Source organism: Dyadobacter sp. HNCC25DJ185 (assembly GCF_056895195.1).
This window is the reverse complement of the sequence record NZ_JBXHAR010000001.1, coordinates 707,493-733,479: the sequence shown is the minus strand read 5'-3', so window position 1 is coordinate 733,479 and position 25,987 is coordinate 707,493. Positions and strand designations below refer to the sequence as shown.

Sequence of the window (25,987 nt, the reverse complement as noted above, 5' to 3'; positions counted from 1 at the left end):
AAGACGAATGACCCAAATGGCGTATTTAAACATTGATTCGATCAAAGAAAAAACATTCGACGCAATCGTCGTTGGCACGGGTATCAGCGGTGGATGGGCGGCGAAAGAACTCACAGAGAAGGGACTGAAAACATTGGTATTGGAACGTGGCCGGGATGTAAAGCACATTGTCGACTACCCGACCACCAACATGCGCCCCTGGGAATTTGAACATCTCGGGCAGCCCACCCTGGCTATTCGCGAAGCAAATCCAATGGTAAGCCAGCATTACATTTTCCGGGAAGACGCCATGCATTTCGTCGTTAAGGATGCAGAACACCCTTATGTCCAGGAAAAGCCCTTTTCGTGGATGCGGGGGTATCAGGTGGGAGGCCGGTCGCTGCTCTGGGCACGGCAAACGCAACGTTGGTCGGATTTCGATTTTGAAGGCCCCGCTCGTGACGGTTTCGCAACGGACTGGCCTATACGCTACGCAGACATCGCGCCTTGGTACAGTTATGTCGAGAAGTTTGCAGGAATCTCGGGTAATAAAGACGGCTTACCCCAGCTCCCGGACGGAGAATTTCTTCCGCCACATGAAATGAGCTGCGTCGAAAAACACTTCAGCGACCAGACGGCCAAAAACTACCATCATACACGCCCGATCATCATCGGAAGGGCAGCTCACATTACCAACCCACAGCCGATCCATACAGAACAAGGCCGGGCTAAGTGCCAGCACCGCAATATGTGCCAGCGAGGATGTCCGTTCGGCGGTTATTTCAGCACCAATGCATCTACCTTACCATGGGCTGAAAAGACCGGCAACCTTACTTTGAGGCCACATTCTGTTGTCCACTCGGTGATTTATGATGAAAAAAAGAAGCGGGCTACCGGCGTGCGGGTGGTTGATGCACTGACAAAAGAAATGACCGAGTATTATGCAAAGGTGATTTTCATTAATGCGTCTGCGATCAATTCCAATTTGATTTTGCTTAATTCTATTTCAAACCGCTTTCCAAACGGGCTTGGCAATGACAGCGGCTATCTCGGTAAATTCATAGGGTTTCATAATTACCGCGGTCGGGTAAGTGCCGAATTTGACGGGTTTCACGACAAGACAATAGATGGCAGAAGACCAAATGGCGCCTATATCCCCAGATTTCGTAACGTTTTCAAGCAGGAAACAGACTTTCTCCGGGGATATGCGGCTTCTTTTTCGGCTAATAAAATCGGCAACGATCATACAGGACTCGGGGAAGAACTGAAAACAAACCTCTTTAAGCCGGACGAAAGCGGATGGAGCCTTGGCGCGCAAATGATGGGCGAAACATTGCCCAAAGAAACCAATTCGGTACGGCTTGACCCGACATTGAAAGATCCCTGGGGCATTCCCCAATTACGTATGTCGGTCGCTTTTGACGACAACGACATGAAGATGGTGAATGATTTTTATAACGAGCTGAGCGAGATGCTTTCGAAAGCCGGCTTCACCCATATCAAGACTTCGGATACAAAAAGAAATCCCGGTAGTGAAAACCACGAAATGGGCGGTGTACGAATGGGCAACGACCCTAAAACAGCTCTGCTCAACAAATGGAACCAGATGCACCATTGTCCGAATGTGATCGTAACCGATGGGGCATGCATGACATCCACGGCAACCCAAAATCCGTCCCTGACTTATATGGCGCTGACGGCCAGGGCAGTGGACCATGTGGTGAAAGAAATGAAGAAGGGTAATATCTAGTCTTTTACCTTCTCAAATTCATAGTTTCCTTTGATGTATTTGTTTAAAAAAGTCCCTTTGGAAGATGCAGCCTTCATAGACTGGTACGCTTCCAAAGGGACTTTTTTGTAGTCATAAACCATCCCCGAAACATAGATAACCCTCAGTCTTTCTTTATCCCCGTCATAAATGATTCTTGACACAACGGACGATGGCATAGGTTAGCTCATTTTAGTTGAACTCGTCGAGTTTCGCGCGCAGTTCGGAAACTGGACCCGATTTGATACGATCTTCCTTAAAAGTGGAGTTGGCGTTGACCCAGTCCTCGTAAAACGCATGATTCGCTTTATCATCTACCGCCAGTACGGCGCCATTCAGCGTAATTCCTGCAAAGAGCCCTTTACTGCGTGAATAGGAATATACCTCTGCCTCGAGCTTATAGTCCGTCTGGGCTGAGGAGCTTCTGCCCATCGGGCCGGCTGCGACCGACAGGTCCCCGCCCAGGGTAAAACTGCCTTTTCCAATTTCCATCAGCGACTTGCTGCTTTTGAAAACGAGTACCAGGTCAACAGACTGCACGCCAATCTGGGCACCGATGCTTCCTCCGGCGATCGTAATAAAAACAGGATCGCTCCATTCCCCGTCTTCCTTTTTAACCATCGCCAGGCCTCTTCCATACTTTCCTCCGACCATGAGCCCTGCATTGATCATCCTGGGCACGATGATGACGCCTTTGGAAATGTTGAGAAGCTGGGAAGGAATGTTTTCCTGCATTTCGTTGAAATCGTTCAGAACGGCTGTGGCCGCTTTGATCTTCTCCTCTTCTTTATTTTGGGCAAAAGAGGAAACAGACACTGCCAGGGCCATCAGGGTCAAAATCTGAAAATTGAAAATCCTTAATCTCTTGCTAAACATAATTAAAACAATTAGTGGTTATGGTAAATGGTAAAAAGTATCGTGCCCGACACACAAAAAATCCGCGCTAATCGTCAAAAAACGGACTTTTGTGAACTATTTTGTGCGTTTGCGACTCATTAACGTATATGAACGGCAGAATGTGTATTTTGGTACGGTTTTGTTGATTCAGATTAGAACCATTTTCAACTCATATTTACAATTATGGATGCCAAAGCAATCAGCCTCAACGAGCAGGAAGTAAAACCTGTGGTGGATCTCCTGAACGATTATCTTGCCAATTACCACATTCATTATCAAAAGCTGCGTGGCTGCCACTGGAATATCAAAGGCCAGAATTTCTTTACCCTGCACGTGAAATTTGAAGAACTTTATACCAACGCGCAACTGACCATCGACGAGATTGCCGAACGCGTGCTCACTTTGGGAAAACCGCCACACAGCCGTTTTGCGGATTACATCAGTGAATCCTCGATCAAAGAAATTGATACCATCGGGATGAAAGACCTGGATATGGTGGAGGCCATTCTGGACGATATGGCCAAACTGATCGAACTTGAAAGAGAGCTCCTGAAAGCAACAGATGAAGCTGGTGATGACGGCTCTAACGATATGGTAAACCGCTTCATGCAGTTCAAAGAAAAAAATACCTGGATGCTCCGCTCGTTCGCCGGCAAGAAATAACACAATGCGCCCGATTCCCGAATTCAAATTAGGAAGAATAAGCATCTTATCCCCTTTCAGGTTTGCCGGAGATCCGTTAAGGTTTCTCCGGCAAGGCTTTGACACATGCGGCGATACCTATCGCCTCCGATTATTCCGAGAGTTTGTCGTGAGCCGCGATCCCGCGTTTTTCAGACATATCCTGCAACAAAACAACAAGAATTACAAAAAAGGGAGCTCGTCGAAAATGCTGCGCCCTGTCCTGGGAAACGGATTGGTAACCAGCGACGGCGACTTCTGGCTGCGGCAGCGACGACTGGTCCAGCCCGCTTTCCACCGCGAAAGGTTACAGGAACTGTTTCAGGCAATGGGCCAGCTTACCGCATCTTTCCTGGATGAAATGGAGGCTTTCCGTGGCAGACAAGCTGTCGACATCGATGCAAAAATGATGAGCATCACGTCGGATATCGCGCTGAAAACACTTTTCGGCAATATGACTACGGAAGATAAAGCGCAGATCTATCAGCAGGTAAGCCGGACACAGCGCTATCTGGTAACAAAAGTGAGAAGGCCCTACCGCATTCCATTGATGGCGATCAATGGCGAGGATATTCGGTTTCAAAGAGACCTGGCTTACTTCAACAAGTTGGTTTTTGAATTTATCAAGCAGAGAAGATTGTCCGGTGAAGCGCCCAACGACCTGCTCCAGTTATTATTGGATAGTACCGATGAAGAGACCGGCGAACAAATGAACGATACGCAGATCAGGGACGAGGCGATCACGATGTTTGCAGCCGGGCACGAAACTTCCGCAACCGGCCTGAGCTGGCTGCTATGGGAACTGGCCAGCCAACCGGACATCGTCGCGAAAATCAGGAAGGAAAGCGAGATCTTTGAAAATGTTCCGACTTTCGGCCAGTTGATGCAGATGCCGTACACCCGGCAGGTTGTAGAAGAAGGCCTGCGGCTTTACCCGCCTGCCTGGACCATGACGCGGGAAGCCGTGGTAGATAACGAAATTGAAGGCTATCGGCTTGCCGCGGGCACGTCCGTATTCCTTTCTGTTTTTGAACTTCACCGAAACCCCGGTTTGTGGGACAAGCCTTCGGTTTTTAATCCGGAAAATTTTAACCCTGAAAACGTTAAAAACAGAGGCAAATTCAACTACCTGCCGTTTGGCGCAGGTCCCAGAATCTGCATCGGGCAACAATTTGCGCTCATGGAAATGCAGCTGATACTCGCTTCGCTTGTAAAACGGTTTTCATTCGAGAATGACCCCTCGCATCCAGTCGGAATGCATCCCCAGATTGTACTTAAGTCTACAAATGGCATTAAATTGTACGTGCGATAAAAGCGCCTATACCTGAACGTTCTCAATGCATAACACTATCGTTTTATACCTGTCCCTGATCGTTGTCATTCTTTTCCTGGTGATGCTTGCCCAGCGGATCAAGATATCCTATCCTATCGTGCTGGTGCTGGGAGGGCTGGTGTTGGGCTTTATCCCCAGTATTCCCGAAGTATCCATTGACCCGGAATTGATATTCCTGATTTTTCTTCCGCCACTGTTGTACGAGGCCGCGTGGCAAACTTCCTGGAAGGACTTTTGGAAATGGCGGCGGGTAATTGGTTCTTTCGCTTTTATTATCGTAATTCTCACATCCTGCGTAATCGCCTATGTTTCGCATTCCATTATCCCCGGCTTCACGCTTCCGCTCGGCTTTCTGCTCGGCGGGATCATATCGCCTCCCGACGCGGTCGCGGCCACATCAATCCTGAGAGATGTCAAGGTTCCTAAAAGGCTCATTGCAATTGTGGAGGGAGAAAGCCTGCTGAACGACGCTTCCAGCTTGATTGTATTCCGCTTTGCACTGGCTAGTACGGTTTCCGGAACCTTTGTGCTGTCGGACGCCGTGACCGATTTCTTTCTGGTTATTATCATGGGCTTCGCGATCGGGATTGGCCTCGCGCTTGTATTTTATGCCGTTCACCGCTGGTTGCCCACCACTCCGAGTATCGATACCATCCTTACGTTCGTCGCGCCCTACGCGATGTACATCACAGCGGAGCATTTTCATTTTTCGGGTGTGATCGCCGTGGTAACCGGGGGGCTGTTCCTTTCTGATCGCAGCCATTCCATCATGGGACACCTCAGCCGTATCCAGGGCGTGAATGTCTGGGCAACAGTCGGGTTCGTTCTGAATGGCATCGTGTTCATGCTTATAGGGCTGGAACTGCCAGTGATTGTTCAGCAGCTAGGAGAAAATTCCCTGTACAGTGCTATCAAGTACGGACTGATTATCTCGGCGGTGGTTATTGTAACGCGCTTGCTATGTACCATAGGCGCCTCGTGGTTCACGGTGTTTATCAGCAATTTTATCAAAACAGCCGATAGCCGGCCGGGATGGCGTGCACCTGTCGTTTTCGGCTGGGCTGGTATGCGCGGGGTGGTTTCCCTGGCATCCGCTTTATCCATTCCGCTGCTTATCCATAACGGGCAGCCTTTCCCGCAACGCAACCTGATCCTGTTCATCACTTTCGTGGTGATTTTCGTAACCCTTGTTTTTCAGGGATTGACATTGCCACTGGTGATCAAATGGATGAGATTGGAAGAAATGGATTACGATGTACCCTCTCAGGAGCAGGACGTAATGATCCGCCGGAAACTGGCGCAGGAATCTTTGAAATATATCGATGAGAAATATTCGGAAGAAGTGCCGAAGAACGAGCTGTTGCAAAGCCTCAGGTACAAACTCGAAAGCGATATTGGTTTTCTCAACCACGTGAAAGAATCCGATCCGCTGCATGCGGGGCACGACTATATCACCAAATATCAAGACATTACAAAAGAACTACTGAACAAGAAGCGGGCTCTCCTGCATCAATTCAATAAAAAAGAAATGTTTGAAGACGAGGTGATTAAACAGCACCTGGCACAGCTTGACCTGGAAGAAGAAAAAGTCCGGCAACAGTTCATGCATATTGAGTAACTGTGACCGGAAATCATACAAATCCTTGCTGATGAACGGGATATACGGCCGACACCATTTTGTGCTTGCCTGTCTCGTGATTGAAAAAGTAATCCAGCCTTCCCAGATTTATCCCTGCAAAACCCACCTGATTTACTGTTGTTACCTTTCCGTCCAGGTTCAGGATATCCTCGGGCGCCTTCATAAAAGTATGGGTGTGCCCGCCAATGATCAGGTTGATATTGCGGGTTGATCTGGCCAGGATCTGGTCCGACACTTTATCCTCCTTATACTTATATCCCAAATGCGAAAGGCAGATCACCAGATCGCAATGCTCTTCGTTTTTTAGGATCGAGGCTATTTCATTGGCCTTTGCAATCGGGTCGAGGTAAATGGTTTCGCCATAGTTTTTTTTGTTTACCAAACCATTCAATTCAATTCCCAGGCCAAAAACACCGATTTTCAGTTTCTTTTTTTTGAAGACCTTGTAGGGCAAAGTCTTACCCCTTAACTCGGTGTTATCGAAATTATAGTTGCTGACCAGGAAGGGGAAATTGGCGTGGGGCAACTGCTTCACAAAACCGGCGATCCCATTATCAAAATCATGGTTACCCATGGTGGCTGCATCGTAACCCATATCGCTCATGATCTGCATTTCGAGTTCTCCGCCGTATAGGTTAAAGTATGGCGTTCCCTGAAAAATATCACCGGCATCCAGTAAAAGTACGTTATCCTGTTCCCGGCGGATCCTGCCGACCAATGCGGCACGCCTGGCGACACCACCCAGCCCCTGGTTACGTGAACCATCCATCGGGAAAGGTTCGATACGGCTGTGTACGTCATTGGTATGAAGAATGGTTAATTGCACCGTCCTGTCCTTTCCGAATGCCGCCAGCGGCGATGTGCCCATCGCCAGCATTGCTGCAGCGCCAGCCCCGTTTTTCAGGAAATCCCTGCGGCTAGTTTTTGTCAATGACAATTCTTCCATCGAGTTGAGCATTTATTTTTTTACCCTCCCGGGTCAGATCGTTTATATTTTCAAGAAGCGCATCGCGGACTTTGATGCCAATATCCTTTCTTTCCAAGGGTTGTTTCAAAAAATCGAGTTCGTCTCCACCGTCCGCCAGGTAATCGTAGGTCAGCAGGTTATATGTTTTATTCACATCAAAGGGCTGCCCGCCGATGGTTACCTCATATGCTTTGCCTGCCTTGATTTTCATTCGCATGCCGGATATCGGCTCACCATCTTTTTGCACGACAAAATCAATAAGTTTCTCAACGGACTGCCCGGATAACTTCAAAGCCACCATCTCATTTTCAAAAGGCATTAATTCAAACACCTTGGAAACCGTGATATCGCCTTTCGGGAATGTGGTACGAAGGCCGCCTTTGGTTGAAAGCGTAAATTGGATGGTAGGGTCCTTTTTCAAACCCTCTTTCAACATGGCATCTGCAAAGTAGTTGCCCATCAATGTTTCCGGCTCCGATGGCTTGGTAAGCTCCTGCCCGGTCTGACCAATGACCTTACCCATTTCCTCCTGCATTTTCTGCTTGTAAGGCGTATAATATTTCACAACCAACGAATCCTCCGCAGTTTGCTGGTTAATGCTGTATTGTTCGTAATTATTCTTGGAGATCGAAAGGTGCTGCTGGCAGGAAGAAAAAACAAAAGTCGAAACTGTTATCGAAAACAGAACCTGCTTAATATAGAACGGAGTCTTCATGAACGCTGTTTTGAAACACTAAAATAGCACAGAAACTCGCAGAAAGTTGCTGCCCGGAAGAATTTAACATTGCATTCATATACATTGAACGGGCGGGCCGTTGGGCCCGCCCGTTCCTTATTCCTTACCATCCCTGGTTTTGTACGAGATTGGGGTTTGCATCGATCTGCGACTGCGGGATAGGATAAATTTCCAGCCGCTCGCTATAAGGTACCAGGATATTGTCGAGTACCTGGTCGCCGGACATAGCCGCGATCTCATCTTTCAGTGTGCCCCAACGGCGGATGTCGAATACGGTGTTGAACTCTCCGGTCAATTCCAGCCTTCTTTCAAGCCGGATTGCGTCGCGCATAGTCACCGCAGTAGCCGTTTTGTACAATGTGGCTTTTGCCCGTGCTCTCACCCGGTTCACCAGTGGCAGCGCCAAGGCCGTTTTTCCGGTTTCGTTCAATGCCTCCGCGAGACTCAAAAGGACGTCCGAAAAACGCATTTCAATCAGATCGGCGCTGTAACCCTGTACTGCTGCACCGGTCGGCCTGGGTTCCCGGGCCATCTTCCCGTAAGCAATCCCATATTTAAAATCGTCATGGGCGAAGGACGTGTTAGTCCTTTTGTTGATGTAATTGCCGATCGTCGGGTTATAGATAATGCTGTCGCCGGGTTCCGCCCCTGCCCTGGCGCTTCCCCGGAACGCATATTTATATACCAGGGTAAAATCCCTTCTCGTATCTGTTTTTTCAAACAATTGATAAAAGGCATAAGTCAGGCCATAGTTGGTTTGCTCATCGCCATTTACCAGTCCGGAGGGGAAAAGGTTGAACGGGAGGATATTTCCATTGGGATTGGATGAATTGATGAAATACCCGAACGACAGCACGATCTCGCGGTTCCTTTCATTGGATAAGGCAAATACTTCCGAAAAGTCCGTAAGCAGCCCCATACCGTACTTTTCCTCATTCTCCGGCCCAACCAGTTCGCTGAACTTATCTACGGCTTTCTGATAATTCTCTGTACGGTTCAAAGGCTTTCCGGCCATGGTCAGGTAAACTTTGCCCATCAATGCTTTCACCGTACCCGCCGACACCCGCCCCAGTTCTGCGCCTCCCCTTGAATCCGGAAGGTTGGTTTCAGCAAAGGCCAGGTCTGCCAGGATCGCATCATATACCTGAACGTCCGTTGACTTAGGTGCAAAAATCAGGTCTTTGTCTTCCAGGGATTCAATCTCATTCAAAATCAGCGGAACGCCACCGAAGTAACGGACCAGATTGAAATAAGCATAAGCCCGCAGAAATCGCGCTTCGGCAATGTAAGGATCAGCCTCTTCTTCTTCTCCGGGCACAGCCAGTGCAGCATTGGCGATCACCGTATTAGCCCGAAAAATGATCTTGTAAAATCTCGCCCAGACGGATTCAAATGCACCGGAAATTGCATTATGCCCAAAACGATAATAGGGGTCCGCGCCTGAACCAAGGATGCCGGCAGTCGCATACCGGTGGCCCGACTCCGTAAGAATAAAACGGTTTGTGATATCCGGGAAATCAGGCGCGGTATAAGCTTGGTATACGCCGATAGTTGCCTGGTTCAGTCCGTCTTCGTCTTTAAAAACAACTTCCTTGCTAAGCGAAGAATAGGGTGATTCTTCCAGGTTGTTTTTGCAGGAAACAATGCCCAGTACCATCAGCAGCATTGCAGAAATTTCTATACGGTATTTCATATCGTGAATGCGTTGGTCTGTTTTAAAAATGACAGGAAAGGCCAATGGTAAAGGACTTCTGGGAAGGATAAGCCCCATAATCAATCCCTTGTTGCAAAAGCGATTGTGCATAAGAGCTGACTTCCGGATCAAATCCCGTGTATTTGGTCAGCGTCCACAAATTGGTGCCTGTTATAAACAATTTCGGATTTTGAACCGGGCCAAGTCTCGGAAAAGTGTAGGAAAGACTGAGCATTTTAAGCCTTACAAAACTGCCGTCTTCGAGCATGGTTGAGTTGATGTCACCGGATGCAATGCCGCGCTGGATTCCTGGATATTTGGGATCATGATGCGGGTTGGATTCGGTGTACCGCTTGTTGTACCAATCTTCGGACTGATTGAAACCTACACCGGCAAACTCCACGACGCCGTTGTTGATATAGAAGTTGGTGAGATTGAGCACATCGTTGCCGACTGAACCAGTGAAAAGTGCGTTTACCGAGAAGTTGCGCCAGGTCAGGTCGTTGCTCCATCCGAACGTGAAGTCGGGACTGGATTTTCCGAGCACCACGCGGTCGTCCGCGTTGATGATGTTGTCACCGTTGGTATCTGCGTAAATCCACGCACCATAAATCGGTGTACCCTTGGTGCCAGGAGGTGCCGGGCCTTCAAAGGTGGCGAAAGTAGGGTTGCCATTGGTGTCGAAGTCAGTCGGGTGCGTAAGTCCTGCAACCCTGAACCCGAAGAAACGCCCTACTTGCTCGCCTGGCGTCAGAATTCCGGAAACACCTCCCAGTAGGTTCCCATTGAGCGTCACATAATCGGATTGCGTGCGATCGCCCAGATCGAGTAACGTGTTGACATTTCTTGAAATATTGAACCGTGTCGAGAAAGTCACATTCTTTTTCCGAATGATATTACCTTGGATACTTACCTCAAAGCCACGGTTACGCATTGTTCCATAATTATCGATGATAGTGCCGACACCCGACTGCGTAGGGACCTTTCTGGGTTGCAGAAGGTCCGAAGTTACTTTGTTGTAGTAGTCCAGGCTTAGTACCAGCCTATCTTGGGCCGTATTAAAATCGAAACCCGCATTGAATTGTCTGGTACGTTCCCAGGAAAGGTTTGGGTTGGCAATAGAATTGGGATAAATGCCCGTATTAATCACAGCCGCATCACCCTGAGGGCCCATTTCGTAAAACCCGCTGCTATATTGGGACAATGACGAATAAGGACCAATCGCCTGGCTGCCTGTTTCGCCATAGGATGCCCTGAACTTGGTATTGGACACAAAACGGACTCCCTTCATGAATTCTTCCTGGTCCAGGTTCCAGGCCAATGCGACGGAAGGGAACACGCCATATTTCCGGTTGGCTGCAAATGGAGAAGCACCGTCCACCCTCACCGAAGTGTTCAGGACATATCTACCTTTAAAGGAATAGTTCGCACGAAGAAATCCTGACTGCAGAATCCGCTTTTCTTTGAATGAACCAATCGATTGCGATTGTGCAGTACCAATATTATCGATCCCGAAAAAAGGAATATCGTAGCCGCTTGCATTGGTGTTGACGATTTCAACAGTCTGGTCGTTATATTCCACACCCAGCGTCGAGCTCAGGTAGTGGTCCTTCCTGAATGTTTTTTCATACTGGAAATACGCATTGACATTGTAGCTGTACGTATTGGAAGTGCTATTGCTGCCCTTTCCTTTTACGCCATTTCCTTCTGCGGTCGACGGAGGCAAAAACACCTTGCGGCGGCTCAGGTTTTGATTCCCCCCCAGACTAACCACCAATTGCAAACCTTCGATTATTTTGAAATAGTTTTCAAAGTTGAGGATCGAATAGTCGTTCTGGGTAACGTCTGTTTTCGCAGTCAGCTCATTGTAAGGATTTGAAAAGTAATATCCCTGGTAATCGGGAATACCCATGCTGTTATTGCCCAGGTAATCCAGCGCCAGTGTCGGCGCAGCACGAAGCCCATCCATTAAGCCTCCCGAGCTTGGCCAGGCACGTGATGATGTGACGGCCCTGTTGGATTTTTGCCGGCTGAATGAGATCTGTCCTTTTATATTGTACCAGTCGTTCACCTCATTATTAAGGTTTACCCTCAGGCTTGCCCGGTTGTTGTCGGAGTTGATGATCGTCCCTTTTTCCTGAAGATAATTACCGGATATGTAATAAGAGGATTTTGGACTACCACCGGACAGGCTAAGGGTGACATCTTGCCTGAAACTCGGCTGCGTAATGGCGGCAACCCAGTCGGTGTTTGTGAATGTGCTATCGAGATTGGTAAACGGGGGCTTCCTGTCCGCGAGGGCATAACTTTCATTGATCACCTGCGCATATTGCCTGGAATTCATCATTTTAATTGGGTTGGAGATGCTTCCAAACGAAGTCTTATTGACCAGCTCAACCCTCCCTTCCCCTCTTTTCCCTGCTTTGGTGGTGATCAGCACAACCCCATTAGCACCCCGTGAGCCGTAGATAGCTGTGGCAGAAGCATCCTTCAAAATCTCCATGCTTTCGATATCATTGGGATTGATACCATATAGCCCGTTTTGGGTGTAGGCACCGGTGAAGTTCGCTCCGGCTTCCCTGTACGGCGGCATAGGAAATCCATCGATTACGTACAATGGCTCATTATTGCCGCTCAAAGAGTTATTCCCCCTGATCCTTACTACGGAAGATGCGCCCGGTTCCCCCGAAGTTTCCACTACCTGCACCCCGGTTGCCCGGCCCTGCAAAGCCTGATCGACGGTATTGATGACCGCGGATTTGTATTCGGTGGCGGCAACCCTCGAAGTAGAGCTGGCCAGGTCCCGCTTGCTCTGCGCACCATAACCCACCACGACTACTTCTTTCAAAGCCTTCGCCTCGGGGAGCAGCTGAACATTAAACTGGGTTTTGTTCCCGACAGGAATTTCCTGTGTTTTGAAACCGACAGAACTATAGACCAAAATACCGCCCTGGGCGGGGATTTTCAGTTCGAATGCGCCATCATTAGCCGTAACTGCTTGAATTTTAGTGTTTTTAAGCAACACACTCACACCCGGCATACCGCTACCCTTCTCGTCCAGAACAGTCCCTTTGATCAATTTTGCGTTTGGGCCCAATTCCGGGGATTCCTGCACAACGGGATCGCTAACCGTACTGTCGTCACTCGCTACGGTGGGCTTGGGGGCCTGTGCTGGGGATGTACTCGTAGGCTTACTCCCGGGAGTAGCGCTGTCGGGCTTCATCACCGGGGAAGAATCTGGTTCAGTGACAGGCTTGCCGGTGGAATCGGACCTGACCGCCGGTTTTACAAGCGGGTCAAAAGCTTGCGAAGGCTTAGCGGGTTTGGCAATAGAATCGGAGGTGATATGGGTCTTGGAAAGGGTGTCGATGATTGGCTTTACTGCCGCGGGAATTGGCCTGGTTGCCTTTGGGATGAGCGTGTCCGGCTTTGGTTTTTTGGTCGAATCGGGATTTACCTGCTGTGCGAATAAACGATTGGGTCGACTAAAAGATAACAGCAGGAGCAAAACGCTGATCCTCAAAAAAATGACTGGGTCGAAACAGTACTCCAGCTTCATTATTCGTTGAGTTTTTCGCATATTTATTTCTGGCTAGGTGATAGGACAGCGCCCATAAATAATTTCAATTAGCCCAGCGGGGCAAAAATCATACCTCTATGTTTCCGGCGGTGATAAAACCAGCTAACCTTGGGAGCTATATGTGGAAAGGTTTTTTAGATTAGCGAATAAAAAAGAGAGCGTTCGTTTTTGAAATTTTAAATACTAGTTGAAACACATGTCATTATTTTTGGAAACAACCTGCTTCCAATTACATTTGTCAAAATGCCGGAATTCTTTAGGGGCATTAGAATTTGCTTTGACGAAAAGGATAAGAAACCAATAGAGACCATGCACCAGGAACAACTGCTTACTGCCGATTATATTGATTCCCAGATAGGAAACGTAATTGAATATTACATTCGCTGGGATTTTGAGGAGGATCCTTTCTTTGGAAAAGCCAGGATCAAAGGGCTGGTTGACGGCGACTCGGGAGGATTGAAAATTATCTGCGACATCATCGAAGGAAGCGATCTCGAAATGGCATATGAGCAGGAAGAAGTATTTATGCTCTCCGATAATCATCCCATTTACACCGGCAGCCTGCCCGAAATTTACTCTGCAAACTGGGTAAGTACGGATGGAAAAAAGAAAAAGCAGATCTTTATTGCACCGCCAAATGAAAATGCAAAGGAGTTTGCCATTTCGCAAACGAACAGCAAAGTGGTGGTTAAAAGGATATATTAGTCAAAAAGCCGTTTAAGCTTGCCGATCTTGGTCGACGCTTAAACGGCTTTTTGATGTCCCTTCAATTAGTTTTTGACAATCTTCTTCGTCAAAACCCTATCCGCGAATTCTGCTTTCACAATATAGAGCCCGGATGGGTACAGCGTCAGATCAAAGTCGTACACGTTGGTGCTGACTTCGCCGGTGATCAATGTTTCCGCTACTTTTTGTCCTGCTACATTATATATTGAAACAGATTGCAATGTAGAAGGATGTGGATAAAATTGTACAGAAACGAGGCCATTTGTAGGATTCGGCGACACCAGGAACCCAGCTTCCTTGAGATTCGGATTAACCGTGACGGTCCTTACATTGATATCGTCAAGAAAAATGTTGTTTTCATTTCCGTTGGTATTTAGGAAAGCCACGAGCACTTCGCCCTGTTCAATGTATTGGCTGATGTTAATTTCCTCACGCCGCCATTCTGTTGCGGTCGGCGTAAAAGCAACGCGGGTTGCTGTACTCCGTGTAACCAGGCTCGATCCCCATTTCTTATAAACACTGGTGTAGGTAAGCCCACAATCGGTACTGATCATAACCTGCAATGTGTCCCAGACATTGCCTTGCAGACTGGAACTACTGTATGTAGCCGCGGCTATCTGAAAGGACACAAAGGCAGAATCTGTTCCGGCTATATTGACGGTTGGCAATCGGAGATAATCTTTCTGCCCGATCGATCCATTATCGAAGTTGCCTATTTTTACCGAGGCGCTGCCTGTTTTTGCAGCGGTGGTTGTTTTCTCCCAGCTCGACCCGCCGTCTTCATTCACAATATCCCAGCCACGGGGTGGGAATAATCCTTCAAAACTCTCGGTGAGTGGCGCGGTAAATGGTTCGTAATAAATAAAGTCGAGTGATAGGGCATCATTGGATGTATCCTCGTCTGCTCCTCCGTTAGGATTGGTGGTATAGATACTGAGGACGTGGTTTCCTTCAACGGTTGTGAACGTAGGCAAGTTGACTGTTGCCTGTGCATAGGTGGCCAGCGAGCCTGTCCAGGTGAAACTTTGTTCTGTCCCGTTATCAATTACGGCATGGATTATAACAGAAGTCAGCGTCTCCTTGCCTTTATTCACAAGAATGATTTGTGGTGTAAAGGTATTGCCGCAAATTCGTTGAGCCGGCTGCATAATGCTCTTCAACGAGGCATCCTTATTCTTGACGTCAACCGGAACGCAGCCGTTTGAGAGACTTAGCAGGGACCGATAGGTACTAAATGCTTCCTCCATCCGTGCTACCTGCATTTTGGTGAACATCGAAAGACAGCCATCTGGGGTATAATCCATGTAATTCTGATACATAATTCCTGGCGAGCTCGTGGTGCAGTTATCCGTCACTACGCCGGTGCGGCAGGTCGAAGTACTATTCGCCTGGTTCGGGGTATCGTCCACCTGATCAGTTCCCGAGCACGAACCGTTGTCGTCGCCCCAGATATGGTAGAGATTGAAATAATGCCCTAACTCGTGGGTCAGCGTTTTGCCCTGATTGTAGCTGGTTGCGCTTCCGCCAGGCAGACAAGCATAATCAATAGCGACCCCTTGTTCGTTTTTCACACCATCATCCGGGAAAGTCGCATAGCCCAAAGTCCCTCCCGAGAGATCACAAATCCAGACATTCAGATATTTGTCCGTATCCCAGGCGTCTGCTCCACCAGATTCTGCATGCTTCACAAGGTTGGTGGTATAATCAAAAGAACTCCGGGTTGTCGTGTACCTCACAATACCTGTCGACGGGGCATCGCCCGGCGTGCGTTGCGCCAGACAGAATTGAATGCCAGTCTGCCCAAAAAGCGATTTGAAATAAGATGGGATCTGCGATGCGTTTGCATTCAGCCCCGCGTAGTCCTTATTGATCGTGTCAAGTTGAGCCATGATCTGCGCATCCGTAACTTGCGATTGGCGGCTTAACACCACGTGAAATACAACAGGAATTGTTACCTCACCTGTGGTTTTGAGGGATTTTCCTGATTTGACGCGCTCAGCAATAGCAAGTTTGAGGCGTGCCTCCCGCTGGTCGAACATGACTTTCAATGCTGGCTGGTCCGTGAACCTTTTGTTCAGCAACTCCATCGTACCGCATTTCTCCTGTGCTACGGCTGGAATTCCTGAAACAAACATCAACAAAATGATAAAAGAGGGTACAAAGTCAGGTATAGTGTATCGCATTGGTTATATATGCAGGAACTGATTAGTAATAAATTTTGATTGCCGGTCGCACGGCCTAGCTGAATTATTAAACTACTACGTAAAAAAAATGCGTAATGATGCGAATTGTTAGTTATTTAATTTGTTTTTAATAGACGCATCCGCAACTGCTTTTGACTATTGTAAGCATGCCATCATTGCAACGAAAGATCATTCATATAGACATGGACGCTTTTTATGCGTCGGTTGAACAACGTGATTTTCCGGAGTACAGAGGAAAACCCCTGGCTGTTGGCGGCTCGCCGACCGGCCGGGGTGTAGTAGCCACAGCGAGTTATGAGGCAAGAAAATTTGGGGTAAGGTCCGCAATGCCGTCCCGCCAGGCAATCCAACTCTGCCCTGAAATCATTTTCGTTTCTCCAAGATTTGATGTATACAAAGCTGTTTCAAGAAGTATCAGGGAAATTTTCTCAAGATACACCGACCTGATCGAACCTCTTTCGCTGGATGAAGCATACCTTGACGTAACCGAAGACAAGCTACGGATCGGATCGGCGATGGAAATCGCCGCCAGGATCAAGAAAGAGATATTTGATGAATTGCATTTAACCGCCTCGGCGGGAGTTTCAGTCAATAAATTTGTTGCAAAAATAGCCTCTGATATTAACAAGCCCAACGGACTGACTTTCATTGGCCCGTCGAAAATCGAGCGTTTCATGAATGACCTACCGGTCGAGAAATTTCATGGGGTAGGTAAAGTAACAGCCGAAAAAATGAAAAGCATGCAGCTTTTTACTGGGGCAGACCTAAAAATGCTTTCAGAAGATGAGCTGGTGAAGCACTTTGGAAAGGCGGGTCACTTCTATTACACGATTGTAAGGGGAATAGACGATCGCGAGGTACAGACGCACCGGGAAACCAAATCCCTCGGCGCAGAAGATACCTTCACCTACGACCTTTCTACAAAAGAAGAAATGCATAAAGAGCTGGACAGAATTGGCGTGATCGTTGTCAACAGGCTCCACAAGAATCAGCTGAAAGGCCGGACTGTCACTTTAAAAATCAAATTCAGCGACTTTACGCAAATTACAAGAAACCACTCTTTTCATGCTCCGACCGGCGATTTGGATACCATTACAGAAACCGCCAAGCAATTGCTTGATAGAGTGGAAATGGAAGCCAAGCCTGTCAGGCTCTTGGGCATTTCCCTCTCGAATTTCCAGGAACCCGAAGTTAAGTCCAGAAAGCCCAGGAATCCCGAGCAATTGGAATTATTCCCCTGAGATATTACCAAAGCAAAGTATCTACCCTGAAAGCCAGCACTTTGCCTTCACAAGCAGACCAGGAAAATATGGTAAACCTGCCATCCTGCGAAGCGACGAGGGCTATGGAATCACGCTGATCAAAAACAAACTGGGCGGCCGACAGGTGTCTCGTCCCGCCATTCTGTACAGGATGGATCACTTGTGGAACATTTCCGATTACAGGTTCGGTGATCAGCATTTCCTCTACGGGAGAACCTTCCGCCGCACGCCCGATTTTGGCACCGAAAGCGAGCAGTTCATAGCTGTCATTGATAATCGTGGCCCCGTCAACGGCCGTCAGTCCAGCCATGTTACTGATGGCAGAACTAAACTGGTTCTGCCATGAAATCGGATTGGGATCCTCCAGGTATTTCCTATTTAGTTCAGCCAATTCGGAAAAAGCAGGCTGGATGTGATACGTGATCGGATGAATAATAGACTTGCGCCAATCGTCCTTGCCTTTAGGGACTACCAACAAGATACCTCCCCGCTCATGCCCGCGCATTGAAACCGCCAATTGGACCAACAGATTGGGTGCTTCACTCCAAAGTGAAGTCGACCCGAAACCGATCATTGAATTGATTACGGACGGGCAGTCACGGACCTTACGGCTTACCTCATTCACGATCTTGACCTGGTCGCCTTTTAAAACCGCCACGTTGACAAATTTCCCGAAACCTTCAACCCTGCGGTGCTTGATTACCAGCATACCAGGCTCGACCACTTCAAGCACAAAGCATAAACCCGGGATTACACGTGTTGTACCCCAGATCCTTAGCTCACCCTCATCCATCCACACACCCAAATGTATCCCGGACCGCTCCACGGCAGGCGCAAGCTTCGTAAGTGTGTTGGCAGTGAGAGATAATTTTTCTGCAAAGATCAACGGATGTTCGGCAGCTTCGGGCGGCAGAAATGCAATCGATACTTTCGGCGACCTGCCTTCTTCTCTGCGGAGACTTGCCCAGAACGTCGTATCGATGATCGTTTCGATGATTTTAGCGTCTGGTTTAGGAGCCAGCTCCTGATCATAGTGTATGCTCACCGAAGAATGATGCCTTTCAAAGTGAGCAGCCACGTGAGCGGCAACGGAACGTGCAGCTTTATAGGTAGTTACCGGAACTTTATCACCGGTATTGATGATCAAATCGAGGTTATTGGTCATTATTCAGAACTTGAAGATTTATAAAACGGCAGCGTGGCACTTTGCAATTCACTGAACATAATTGTCCTGAATTACGATGTAAACAAAGACTCATCCCAAAAAGTTGAGCCGAATAACCATTTTGATTTTACCGACGGAATCACCAAAAAGTGGATGAGTATTTTTTTTCACACATTCAAATTCCGTTTACCCAAAATGTATGGTTTTACCTCTGACAATTAAAGAGTTCCGGACTTTAAATGGACCAGCTTTGCTGTATGGAATAAAATTTATCAGGTTTTGTTACAACTATTCCGGAAAGTTAGGGTTCATTCAGAATACAGCAGTTGAATAAGTAGCCATGAATATTTACTAAACACCATGATATTATGCTTGACTTTTTGAAAAATATACCTTGTTTGCAACATTCCCGGTATTTCCAAAGTACTGGGATATATACTACTAACTATCTATTTAAACATTTGGACAATTTTGAAAAATCTGATCCAAATCCCGTTTAAGGGCCTCTGCTCTTGATTTAATTCAATTCCTTCCCTTCTCTTAATCGATCATAAAACAAATCCGGGGTTAAAGAATCCCGAAAGGTTTTTATTGCCAGAAACGGAAATTTCGTTCTTTTTATCGTGTCACGTATAGGGTTTTCGTGCGTTTGGTATTTACAAATTTTCAGTGGTTCAATTATTTATAATTCGGCGGAGACTAACTGCCATGAAAAAGAAACAACTATCGATAACACTATATACGCTACACTAAACTGTATGATTAATGAAAAGCATCTCCGTAGTAATTCCGAATTTTAACGGAAAGCATTTGTTCGAGAAGTATTTTGAGAACAATTATAAGATACTCAACGGACTCGGGCCAAACGTCCAGATAATTGTGGTTGACGACGCGTCTACTGACGACTCTGTCAGCTATCTTGAAACGCACTACGGTAGCAGCATTACCGTAATCAGAAAGCACAAAAATTCGGGTTTTGCACACACATGCAACCTCGGAATAAAGAAGGCTACAAACGATCTGATATTTCTCCTGAACACCGACGTGACCCTGGAAGAGGGGTATTTCGAAAAACTATATAAATATTTCGAGCTGGAAGATACTTTTGGCGTGATGGGCAGGATCATCGGTATGGAAGACGATAACATCCTGGACGCCGCCAGATCGCCCAAAATCCTGGGAAGGAAGATCAAGCCAAGCAATTTTTTCTATCTGAAAGACTCGGACAGCCTCACCCCTACCTTCTATCTGTCGGGTGCAATTGCATTGATGGACACCAAAAAGTTAAAGGCTATCAACGGCTTCAACGAGATGTTCAATCCCTACTACGGGGAGGACCAGGAAATGTCTATCAGGGCGTGGCGCCTGGGCTGGAAATGCTACTATGAGCACAATGCGGTGTGCAGACATGAAGTATCTGCGACTACAAAAGGCCACAAGGATGCCTACTCGGTCAAAAGGATTTATTTCAGGAACCGGTACTACATGCACCACTTGCATTTACACGGCGCGGACCTGAACCTTTATCATCTGCAGGTATTACTGAGCGACGTTCTGCCCAGCATTCTGACACTGCAGTTTTATAAGGCGCAGGCATATCTTGATTTCCTGAGGAACATGAATGAGCTGAAAATCAAGAAGACAGCGTTTAAACGGCAGATGAGGGTTTATAAGTCTAACATCGGAATCAATGACGTGATCGAAAATATCCAGATCATGCTGAAGTACAAGCAGGTAATTAAATTATAGGCCCGAGCCAACTTTCCACCGATAAGCATTAATTTGCACCTTTTAACCGGAAATTCCCAATTTCCGGCTATTTTACTTTCGGGCGTCCCAAAAAAGGTGCCACTTTTACATAATGAAGACTTATTTCAGATTATTATCCTTTGCTCAACCAATTGCTCGATTTGCGTTTCCATATATCCTTTTCACCGTTCTGGGAGTTATATTCAATACGCTAAACCTGGCACTTCTGGTACCCCTTCTCAGCACCTTGTTCAACAGCAATAAGGCAGGTGCCACCCTCATAGAGCGGCCCAATAGTTGGTGGGAGATTACGGATGTGCTAAACTATCTCGCCCAACAAGCAAACATTTTATACGGACCTCATGGCGCATTGCAAATTGTGTGCGGCGTAATTGTCGGCTCCGTTTTGCTCTCCAATATCTTTAAATACTTTTCTCAGCGTGTTATGGAGAACCTTCGTATCCACACGCTTCTTAATCTGAGAAAGACTGTTTTCAACAACGTGATGAACCTGCATGTCGGATATTTCAGCAACCAGAGAAAAGGCGACATCATTTCTAAGATTGCGTCAGACGTTCAGGTCGTCCAGTTTTCTGTAACTGGTACACTGCAGGTCGTATTTAAAGAACCGCTGCAATTGATCGCCTATGTTTTTATGCTCTTTGCAACGTCGGTCAAGCTCACGCTTTTCGCCATTCTCGTCATTCCCATTTCCGCATTTTTGATTTCAAAAATCGTCAAGCGGCTCAAACAGCAGGCTACCCAGGCACAGCATCTGTTTGGCTTAATGATCAGCTATCTGGATGAAGCCTTGTCCGGGATCAAGATTATCAAAGCTTTTAATGCAACTGACGAGATCAAAGATAAATTTCACCAGGAAAATATCAGGTATTCTGAATTAGGCCGCAAAATGGCGAGAAGGCAACAATTAAGCTCGCCTGTTTCTGAATTTCTGGGTGTAACTATGGTGGCGATTATCGTTTTATACGGCGGCTCTCTGATTCTTGACAACCAATCCGAATTAACGGTGGCCAAATTTGTGGGTTACATTGCTATATTTTCCCAGGTAATGCGCCCCGCGAAGGCACTCACCGATTCGTTTAGTACTATCCACGCAGGCATTGCTGCCGGGGAAAGAGTATTGGAACTGATCGACGAAAGGCCCGCAATCAGAGACAGCCCCGATGCGGAAGACGTTTCTGAATTTCGTGAAGCCATTAAACTAAATAATCTTTCTTTTTCTTACCCCGGGAGGCCGGTTCTGAAAAACATTAATTTAACCATCCCGAAGGGAAAAACGGTGGCCCTTGTAGGGCCGTCGGGTGGTGGAAAATCTACCCTGATGGACCTGATTCCGAGGTTTATCGAAGCCCACGAAGGATCCGTAACGCTGGATGGAGTTGACATTCGGGACTTAAAATTGGAATCTCTGTGGTCGCTCATCGGCGTTGTAAACCAGGAGTCGATCCTTTTTAATGATACCATCTATAATAATATTGCTTTTGGCGTACCCGACGCAACACAGGAAGAAGTAGAGTCTGCAGCCCGGATTGCCAATGCCCATGACTTTATTCTTCAAACCGAGCATGGCTATAACAGTAACATCGGAGACAGGGGTATGAAGCTTTCCGGTGGCCAGAAACAACGGATTTGCATTGCAAGAGCGGTACTGAAAAACCCGCCTATTATGTTATTGGACGAAGCTACTTCGGCCCTGGATACAGAGTCGGAAAAGCTCGTGCAGGAAGCGTTGAACAATCTGATGAAAAACAGAACCTCGCTTGTAATCGCACACAGGCTGAGTACCATCCAGAATGCGGACATGATCGTTGTTCTGGAAGACGGAGTCATCGTGGAACAGGGAAATCATCCGCAACTGATTGCTCACGAAGGCCTCTACAGGAGATTGGTGGACATGCAGCAGTTCACAGAAGCTTAAATGGAAAGTACGCCGCTGCAAACGCCCTCGCACATGCCGCTGATCTCGATTGCAATGTGCACTTACAATGGTCGCGATTTTTTAAAGGAACAGCTAGATTCCATCATTTCCCAAACCATAACTGATTGGGAAATGATCATCGTCGACGACTGCTCTTCCGATGAAAGTCAAAGCATCCTGAACGATTATGCCGAAAGGGACGCAAGATTCAAGGTATATTGCAACGAGCAGAACCTCGGCTATAACAAGAATTTTGAAAAAGCCCTTCAACTATGCCGGGGAGAAATCATCGCCATCTGCGATCAGGACGACATCTGGCGAAAAGACAAACTTGAAGTTCAGTTCAACGCGATTGGAGATCACAAGCTGGTTTACCATGATTCCGAATTTATTGACTCTTCCGGAGCGCCCCTGAAATACAGGATCTCGGATAAGTTCAATTTTTACCGGGGCGATCGACCGGAGGTTTTTTTGTATTTTAATTGCGTGTCCGGCCATAGTATCATGATGAAAAAAGCGGTACTGGAAACTGCCCTGCCATTTCCTGAGCATTTTCATTACGACCAATGGCTGGCATACCACGCCGCTACCCTTGGTCGCATAGACTTTGTGGACCAGGCGCTTGTGCAATACAGGCAACATCAGAAGAACAATACGGATATTCTTGCTTTGCACCACGTTTCAAAAAGCGCGGATCAGAAGATCGCGGGGCTTGATAGGGAAAGTGAATGGTTATTTTTGTGCTCCCAAAAGTCAACAGGCAAAACTAATCAACTCGTTACCAAGCTATACAACCTTAGCCTCCGAAGAAATAGGTCGTTCGCAAACATGGCTTATGGAGTAGTTATATGGAAAAATAAAGACCTGCTACTTAGCTTACTGAAGAAATCGACGATAAGTAAATTCTTTTTCACCCTTAGAAAAATATGGGGAAGCCGGGCGAAAAAACTGATATGAATAAATTAGTCAGCATTATAATCCCAACTTTCAATTACGGGTTTATCATTAAAGAAACCCTGAATAACATTCTGATGCAATCGTATCAGAACTGGGAAGCGATCATCATCGACGATGGGTCCTCGGACAACACAGGAGATGTTGTTAAAAAATTCGCAGAAGAGGATAGTAGAATAAGCTACGTGGTCCAGCCCAATAGCGGTGTTTCTGTGGCACGGAACCTCGGTTTTAAGAAATCCAAAGGTGAGTACATTCAATTCCTGGATGCGGACGATCTGCTCAGCAAGGAGAAGCTGACACTCCAGACCGCTTTTCTGGACGCACACCCGGAGGTCGATATCGCATACACCGACCACTTATATTTTGAAACGGACCGGCCCGATGTGACCTATCCAGACTATGAAATGAACCATCACAACTGGCTCCCCAAGATCAATGCAAAAGGTTACGAAGCTATTAACACGTTGATATACTCTAACATTGCTGTTGTGAGCAGCCCAATGCTCAGAAGAAGTATCGTTGAAAAGGTAAATGGCTTTCCGGAGTTCAGCAATTATACCGAAGATTGGGAGTTCTGGTTCCTTTGTGCAGTTCATGGAGCACATTACAGCTTTTTCGATCATGAAAACGCCAAAACGCTGATCAGGATCCATCATCGGAACACGAGCAAAAACATTCAGATTATGCAGGCCGGAGAATTGCAATTTCGAAAGAGGATTGTTAACAGGATTAATGAATCTTTATTTTTGACAGAAACAGAGAAAGAAAAACTGCTTCAACGCAATGCTGCCAGCACGCAGAAGCTTTACAAATACATGATGTACCACGCCAATCTGCTCAATGTAAACGACTTGAAGATACTTTATGGTCTCACCGATCTGAAAACGTTCCTATCTTACTATTTCAAATCACTAAATTTTAAGAGAAAAAATCTTTTTAAAAAGACCCGGTAAGATGAGTCCAAATCCCGAAAAAAAGCCGGTGGAGATCGATGTAGTCATACTCAGCTACGCTCGTAGCGAGGAGCTACAAAAGGTAACGCTGGACGCGCTCGAAAGCCTTGAAAAATCCGAAAATCCCGAAGAAATCAGGTTCAATGTCATTGTGGTGGAATCCAATAAAGCACTGAAACCATACCAATACCCTTTTTCCAAAACGGTGTATCCTTGGCAACGCTTTGGTTACCACCGATATATGAACATTGGTATTGGTATGACTAAAAGCAAGTACGTCTGCATTGCCAATAACGATCTTTTATTTCACAAAAGGTGGGCAACAGAAATTTTGAATGCTTTCGCTAGTGACCCGGACCTTCAAAGCGTTTCCCCCGCTTGCAGCATTCACCATCCTGAGCATGGGTTTGAGTTGAACAGCGGAATTTATTATGGTTATGAGGTGCGGAAGGAGCTAATCGGTTGGTGTATCCTTTTCAAAAGGGATATGTTAAAAATAACCGGAAGACTGGATCCGGCATTCAAGTTCTGGTTTGCGGATAATGACTACGGAAATACCTTGGAGAAGCACAAGCTCAAACATGCCCTGGTGACGTCGTCCGTGGTGGACCATTTGGAAAGTCGCACTTTAAAAACGAGAAGCACAACCGAGCAACTCGAACTGACCAGCCGGGAACGTTTCTACTACGAGTACAAATGGAAAGGAAGAAGTTATTTCTCGTATCTGAATAACATCCGGAAGTTTTACAAAAATCTGCGCAAAATCAGGTAATCGGCTGACCTTTTTTCATTTTTAATAACCTGATTATTAACTTAAAAGGAAAAGAGATGGGGGCGACCCTGGATCGTCTTGTGCTCCATAAATAGCTGATAAGCTCCCATTTGGAAAAGCTCTCTTCATTGATGCTCTGCTGCAGAAAAACCTCAATGGCGTGCCGCTCGATCCGCTTCAAATGTTGCGCAGGGACGTAATCAACATTCAACGGGAGCAAATGGCCCCACTTCCGATGAACTTTCAGGATTTCACCCATCCAATCTCTATTGAATTTCCCCTCCGAGAAATGCTTTAAAAGAATCTCAAACGTAACTGCTGCCCCATACTCCCGGCTGATAGAAATTCCAAAGTCAAGATCATAGCCATGGAATTTCCGAAGCAGTTTTTGATCAAAAGGGTATTTAAGCGCGACGCTTTTAGTTGTGCAAAACCAGCAGCCGTCAACACACGCAACTTTGCTCAAAAGCTCTCCCTTAGGGTTACGGTAATCCTTCATATCAGGCTTTGCTGCATGCTTGTAGCCCTGTATCAGGTTGCAATAAAATCCGCCGTTTTCCTGCAGATGATAATTGTACCAACTAGAAGGTGCCAGCGATTTGTACCCTCCTCCGGCGATTCCCAGCAGGCCCAGTGAAGTATCACCCCTAAAAATATCAATTACTTTGCTCCCCCAGTTATCCGTCAGCATCTCAATGTCTTCATGCATAAAACAGAGGATATCAAACCTGGCTTGCTGCGCCCCAAGGTTATAAACTTCACAAATCCCCTTGCCTCCCGAGCGGTTATCAAAATGGATAATCTCATGCGGGACACCAACTGTTTTGGCGATATTTTCCTTCACAATGGCCAGATCCCGGGGATTGGCAGAACAAATAATAACAGATATCATTCAGCAGCAGTGATTCCGGATCGGAACTTTGAAATGAGACCAGAGACGACAAAGTTAGTATTTTAAGTAGAATCTGCCCCCTTAACGTGTTTTAT

20 protein-coding genes are annotated in these 25,987 nt (G+C 46.8%); 11 read left to right on the top strand and 9 right to left on the bottom strand.

Annotated features, from left to right (window positions below; translation table 11 throughout):
- Positions 1-16: 16 nt before the first annotated feature.
- Entirely contained in the window at positions 17-1,729 is a 1,713-nt protein-coding gene (locus tag AC1XUF_RS02940; RefSeq protein ID WP_483340159.1) for a GMC oxidoreductase, read from the top strand.
- Here the strand turns inward: AC1XUF_RS02940 and AC1XUF_RS02935 are convergent.
- Both AC1XUF_RS02935 and AC1XUF_RS02930 read right to left on the bottom strand, forming a co-directional pair.
- The gene (locus tag AC1XUF_RS02935; RefSeq protein ID WP_483340158.1) at positions 1,726-1,926 is read right to left on the bottom strand and encodes a KTSC domain-containing protein; all 201 of its coding nucleotides are present in this window, start codon (positions 1,924-1,926) and stop codon (positions 1,726-1,728) included. The two genes, AC1XUF_RS02940 and AC1XUF_RS02935, sit on opposite strands and share 4 nt — an antisense overlap.
- A gap of 13 nt (positions 1,927-1,939) precedes the next feature.
- The gene (locus tag AC1XUF_RS02930; protein WP_483340157.1) at positions 1,940-2,623 is read right to left on the bottom strand and encodes a lipid-binding SYLF domain-containing protein; all 684 of its coding nucleotides are present in this window, start codon (positions 2,621-2,623) and stop codon (positions 1,940-1,942) included.
- A gap of 204 nt (positions 2,624-2,827) precedes the next feature.
- Here AC1XUF_RS02930 and AC1XUF_RS02925 point away from each other — a divergent pair, with 204 nt between their 5' ends.
- From AC1XUF_RS02925 to AC1XUF_RS02915, 3 genes are read left to right on the top strand one after another with little or no spacing between them, the layout of a single operon-like run.
- Entirely contained in the window at positions 2,828-3,307 is a 480-nt protein-coding gene (locus tag AC1XUF_RS02925) for a Dps family protein (protein WP_483340156.1), read from the top strand.
- A gap of 4 nt (positions 3,308-3,311) precedes the next feature.
- A complete protein-coding gene (locus AC1XUF_RS02920; protein WP_483340155.1) occupies positions 3,312-4,637 on the top strand; it encodes a cytochrome P450 in 1,326 nt (441 codons plus the stop codon).
- Positions 4,638-4,662: 25 nt separating this feature from the next.
- Entirely contained in the window at positions 4,663-6,276 is a 1,614-nt protein-coding gene (locus AC1XUF_RS02915) for a Na+/H+ antiporter (RefSeq protein ID WP_483340154.1), read from the top strand.
- A gap of 13 nt (positions 6,277-6,289) precedes the next feature.
- Here the strand turns inward: AC1XUF_RS02915 and AC1XUF_RS02910 are convergent, their stop codons facing one another.
- The 4 genes from AC1XUF_RS02910 to AC1XUF_RS02895 all read right to left on the bottom strand — a co-directional run bounded on the left by AC1XUF_RS02910 (position 6,290) and on the right by AC1XUF_RS02895 (position 13,252).
- On the bottom strand, positions 6,290-7,255 hold the full coding sequence (locus AC1XUF_RS02910; RefSeq protein ID WP_483340153.1) for a metallophosphatase: 966 nt from the start codon (positions 7,253-7,255) through the stop codon (positions 6,290-6,292).
- On the bottom strand, positions 7,215-7,979 hold the full coding sequence (locus AC1XUF_RS02905; protein ID WP_483340152.1) for a 5'-nucleotidase C-terminal domain-containing protein: 765 nt from the start codon (positions 7,977-7,979) through the stop codon (positions 7,215-7,217). Before AC1XUF_RS02905 ends, AC1XUF_RS02910 begins: the two co-directional genes overlap by 41 nt.
- 124 nt (positions 7,980-8,103) lie before the next feature.
- Complete coding sequence (locus tag AC1XUF_RS02900; protein WP_483340151.1) at positions 8,104-9,693, bottom strand: RagB/SusD family nutrient uptake outer membrane protein; 1,590 nt, start codon at positions 9,691-9,693, stop codon at positions 8,104-8,106.
- A 22-nt stretch (positions 9,694-9,715) separates the two neighbouring features.
- Positions 9,716-13,252 carry a SusC/RagA family TonB-linked outer membrane protein gene (locus AC1XUF_RS02895; RefSeq protein WP_483340150.1) on the bottom strand — a complete coding sequence of 1,179 codons (3,537 nt, stop codon included), beginning with the start codon at positions 13,250-13,252 and terminating at the stop codon, positions 9,716-9,718.
- A 264-nt stretch (positions 13,253-13,516) separates the two neighbouring features.
- Here AC1XUF_RS02895 and AC1XUF_RS02890 point away from each other — a divergent pair, with 264 nt between their 5' ends.
- On the top strand, positions 13,517-13,978 hold the full coding sequence (locus tag AC1XUF_RS02890) for a hypothetical protein (protein WP_483340149.1): 462 nt from the start codon (positions 13,517-13,519) through the stop codon (positions 13,976-13,978).
- Positions 13,979-14,043: 65 nt separating this feature from the next.
- Here AC1XUF_RS02890 and AC1XUF_RS02885 read toward each other — a convergent pair whose 3' ends face one another.
- Complete coding sequence (locus tag AC1XUF_RS02885) at positions 14,044-16,182, bottom strand: M43 family zinc metalloprotease (protein ID WP_483340148.1); 2,139 nt, start codon at positions 16,180-16,182, stop codon at positions 14,044-14,046.
- A gap of 167 nt (positions 16,183-16,349) precedes the next feature.
- Between AC1XUF_RS02885 and dinB the strand changes: the two genes are divergently transcribed.
- On the top strand, positions 16,350-17,444 hold the full coding sequence (dinB, locus tag AC1XUF_RS02880; RefSeq protein ID WP_483340147.1) for a DNA polymerase IV: 1,095 nt from the start codon (positions 16,350-16,352) through the stop codon (positions 17,442-17,444).
- Between the two features lie 4 nt (positions 17,445-17,448).
- Here the strand turns inward: dinB and AC1XUF_RS02875 are convergent, their stop codons facing one another.
- Positions 17,449-18,630: a putative sensor domain DACNV-containing protein gene (locus AC1XUF_RS02875; RefSeq protein ID WP_483340146.1), complete on the bottom strand. Its 1,182-nt coding sequence runs from the start codon at positions 18,628-18,630 to the stop codon at positions 17,449-17,451.
- A gap of 765 nt (positions 18,631-19,395) precedes the next feature.
- On the opposite strand from AC1XUF_RS02875, the gene AC1XUF_RS02870 reads away from it, so the two are divergent.
- The 5 genes from AC1XUF_RS02870 to AC1XUF_RS02850 all read left to right on the top strand — a co-directional run bounded on the left by AC1XUF_RS02870 (position 19,396) and on the right by AC1XUF_RS02850 (position 25,000).
- Positions 19,396-20,379, top strand: a complete 984-nt coding sequence (locus AC1XUF_RS02870; RefSeq protein WP_483340145.1) for a glycosyltransferase family 2 protein — start codon at positions 19,396-19,398, stop codon at positions 20,377-20,379.
- A 112-nt stretch (positions 20,380-20,491) separates the two neighbouring features.
- Positions 20,492-22,318: an ABC transporter ATP-binding protein gene (locus AC1XUF_RS02865; RefSeq protein WP_483340144.1), complete on the top strand. Its 1,827-nt coding sequence runs from the start codon at positions 20,492-20,494 to the stop codon at positions 22,316-22,318.
- Positions 22,319-23,275: a glycosyltransferase family 2 protein gene (locus AC1XUF_RS02860; protein WP_483340143.1), complete on the top strand. Its 957-nt coding sequence runs from the start codon at positions 22,319-22,321 to the stop codon at positions 23,273-23,275.
- Complete coding sequence (locus tag AC1XUF_RS02855; protein WP_483340142.1) at positions 23,272-24,228, top strand: glycosyltransferase family 2 protein; 957 nt, start codon at positions 23,272-23,274, stop codon at positions 24,226-24,228. The genes AC1XUF_RS02860 and AC1XUF_RS02855 overlap by 4 nt, the downstream gene beginning before the upstream one ends.
- Before the next feature lies 1 nt (position 24,229).
- Positions 24,230-25,000 carry a glycosyltransferase family 2 protein gene (locus AC1XUF_RS02850; protein WP_483340141.1) on the top strand — a complete coding sequence of 257 codons (771 nt, stop codon included), beginning with the start codon at positions 24,230-24,232 and terminating at the stop codon, positions 24,998-25,000.
- Here AC1XUF_RS02850 and AC1XUF_RS02845 read toward each other — a convergent pair.
- Positions 24,993-25,892, bottom strand: coding sequence for a glycosyltransferase (locus AC1XUF_RS02845; protein WP_483340140.1), 900 nt, complete (start codon positions 25,890-25,892; stop codon positions 24,993-24,995). The genes AC1XUF_RS02850 and AC1XUF_RS02845 overlap by 8 nt on opposite strands.
- Positions 25,893-25,987: the final 95 nt, after the last annotated feature.

Coding starts and splice junctions, on each gene's coding strand:
- AC1XUF_RS02940 (WP_483340159.1), top strand. CDS start 17: ATGGCGTATTTAAACATTGATTCGATCAAAGAAAAAACATTCGACGCA.
- AC1XUF_RS02890 (WP_483340149.1), top strand. CDS start 13,517: ATGCCGGAATTCTTTAGGGGCATTAGAATTTGCTTTGACGAAAAGGAT.
- AC1XUF_RS02850 (WP_483340141.1), top strand. CDS start 24,230: ATGAGTCCAAATCCCGAAAAAAAGCCGGTGGAGATCGATGTAGTCATA.
- AC1XUF_RS02885 (WP_483340148.1), bottom strand. CDS start 16,182: ATGCGATACACTATACCTGACTTTGTACCCTCTTTTATCATTTTGTTG.
- AC1XUF_RS02925 (WP_483340156.1), top strand. CDS start 2,828: ATGGATGCCAAAGCAATCAGCCTCAACGAGCAGGAAGTAAAACCTGTG.
- AC1XUF_RS02900 (WP_483340151.1), bottom strand. CDS start 9,693: ATGAAATACCGTATAGAAATTTCTGCAATGCTGCTGATGGTACTGGGC.
- AC1XUF_RS02860 (WP_483340143.1), top strand. CDS start 22,319: ATGGAAAGTACGCCGCTGCAAACGCCCTCGCACATGCCGCTGATCTCG.
- AC1XUF_RS02915 (WP_483340154.1), top strand. CDS start 4,663: ATGCATAACACTATCGTTTTATACCTGTCCCTGATCGTTGTCATTCTT.
- AC1XUF_RS02845 (WP_483340140.1), bottom strand. CDS start 25,892: ATGATATCTGTTATTATTTGTTCTGCCAATCCCCGGGATCTGGCCATT.
- AC1XUF_RS02895 (WP_483340150.1), bottom strand. CDS start 13,252: ATGAAGCTGGAGTACTGTTTCGACCCAGTCATTTTTTTGAGGATCAGC.
- AC1XUF_RS02910 (WP_483340153.1), bottom strand. CDS start 7,255: ATGCTCAACTCGATGGAAGAATTGTCATTGACAAAAACTAGCCGCAGG.
- AC1XUF_RS02920 (WP_483340155.1), top strand. CDS start 3,312: ATGCGCCCGATTCCCGAATTCAAATTAGGAAGAATAAGCATCTTATCC.
- AC1XUF_RS02930 (WP_483340157.1), bottom strand. CDS start 2,623: ATGTTTAGCAAGAGATTAAGGATTTTCAATTTTCAGATTTTGACCCTG.
- AC1XUF_RS02865 (WP_483340144.1), top strand. CDS start 20,492: ATGAAGACTTATTTCAGATTATTATCCTTTGCTCAACCAATTGCTCGA.
- AC1XUF_RS02855 (WP_483340142.1), top strand. CDS start 23,272: ATGAATAAATTAGTCAGCATTATAATCCCAACTTTCAATTACGGGTTT.
- AC1XUF_RS02935 (WP_483340158.1), bottom strand. CDS start 1,926: ATGCCATCGTCCGTTGTGTCAAGAATCATTTATGACGGGGATAAAGAA.
- dinB (WP_483340147.1), top strand. CDS start 16,350: ATGCCATCATTGCAACGAAAGATCATTCATATAGACATGGACGCTTTT.
- AC1XUF_RS02905 (WP_483340152.1), bottom strand. CDS start 7,979: ATGAAGACTCCGTTCTATATTAAGCAGGTTCTGTTTTCGATAACAGTT.
- AC1XUF_RS02870 (WP_483340145.1), top strand. CDS start 19,396: ATGAAAAGCATCTCCGTAGTAATTCCGAATTTTAACGGAAAGCATTTG.
- AC1XUF_RS02875 (WP_483340146.1), bottom strand. CDS start 18,630: ATGACCAATAACCTCGATTTGATCATCAATACCGGTGATAAAGTTCCG.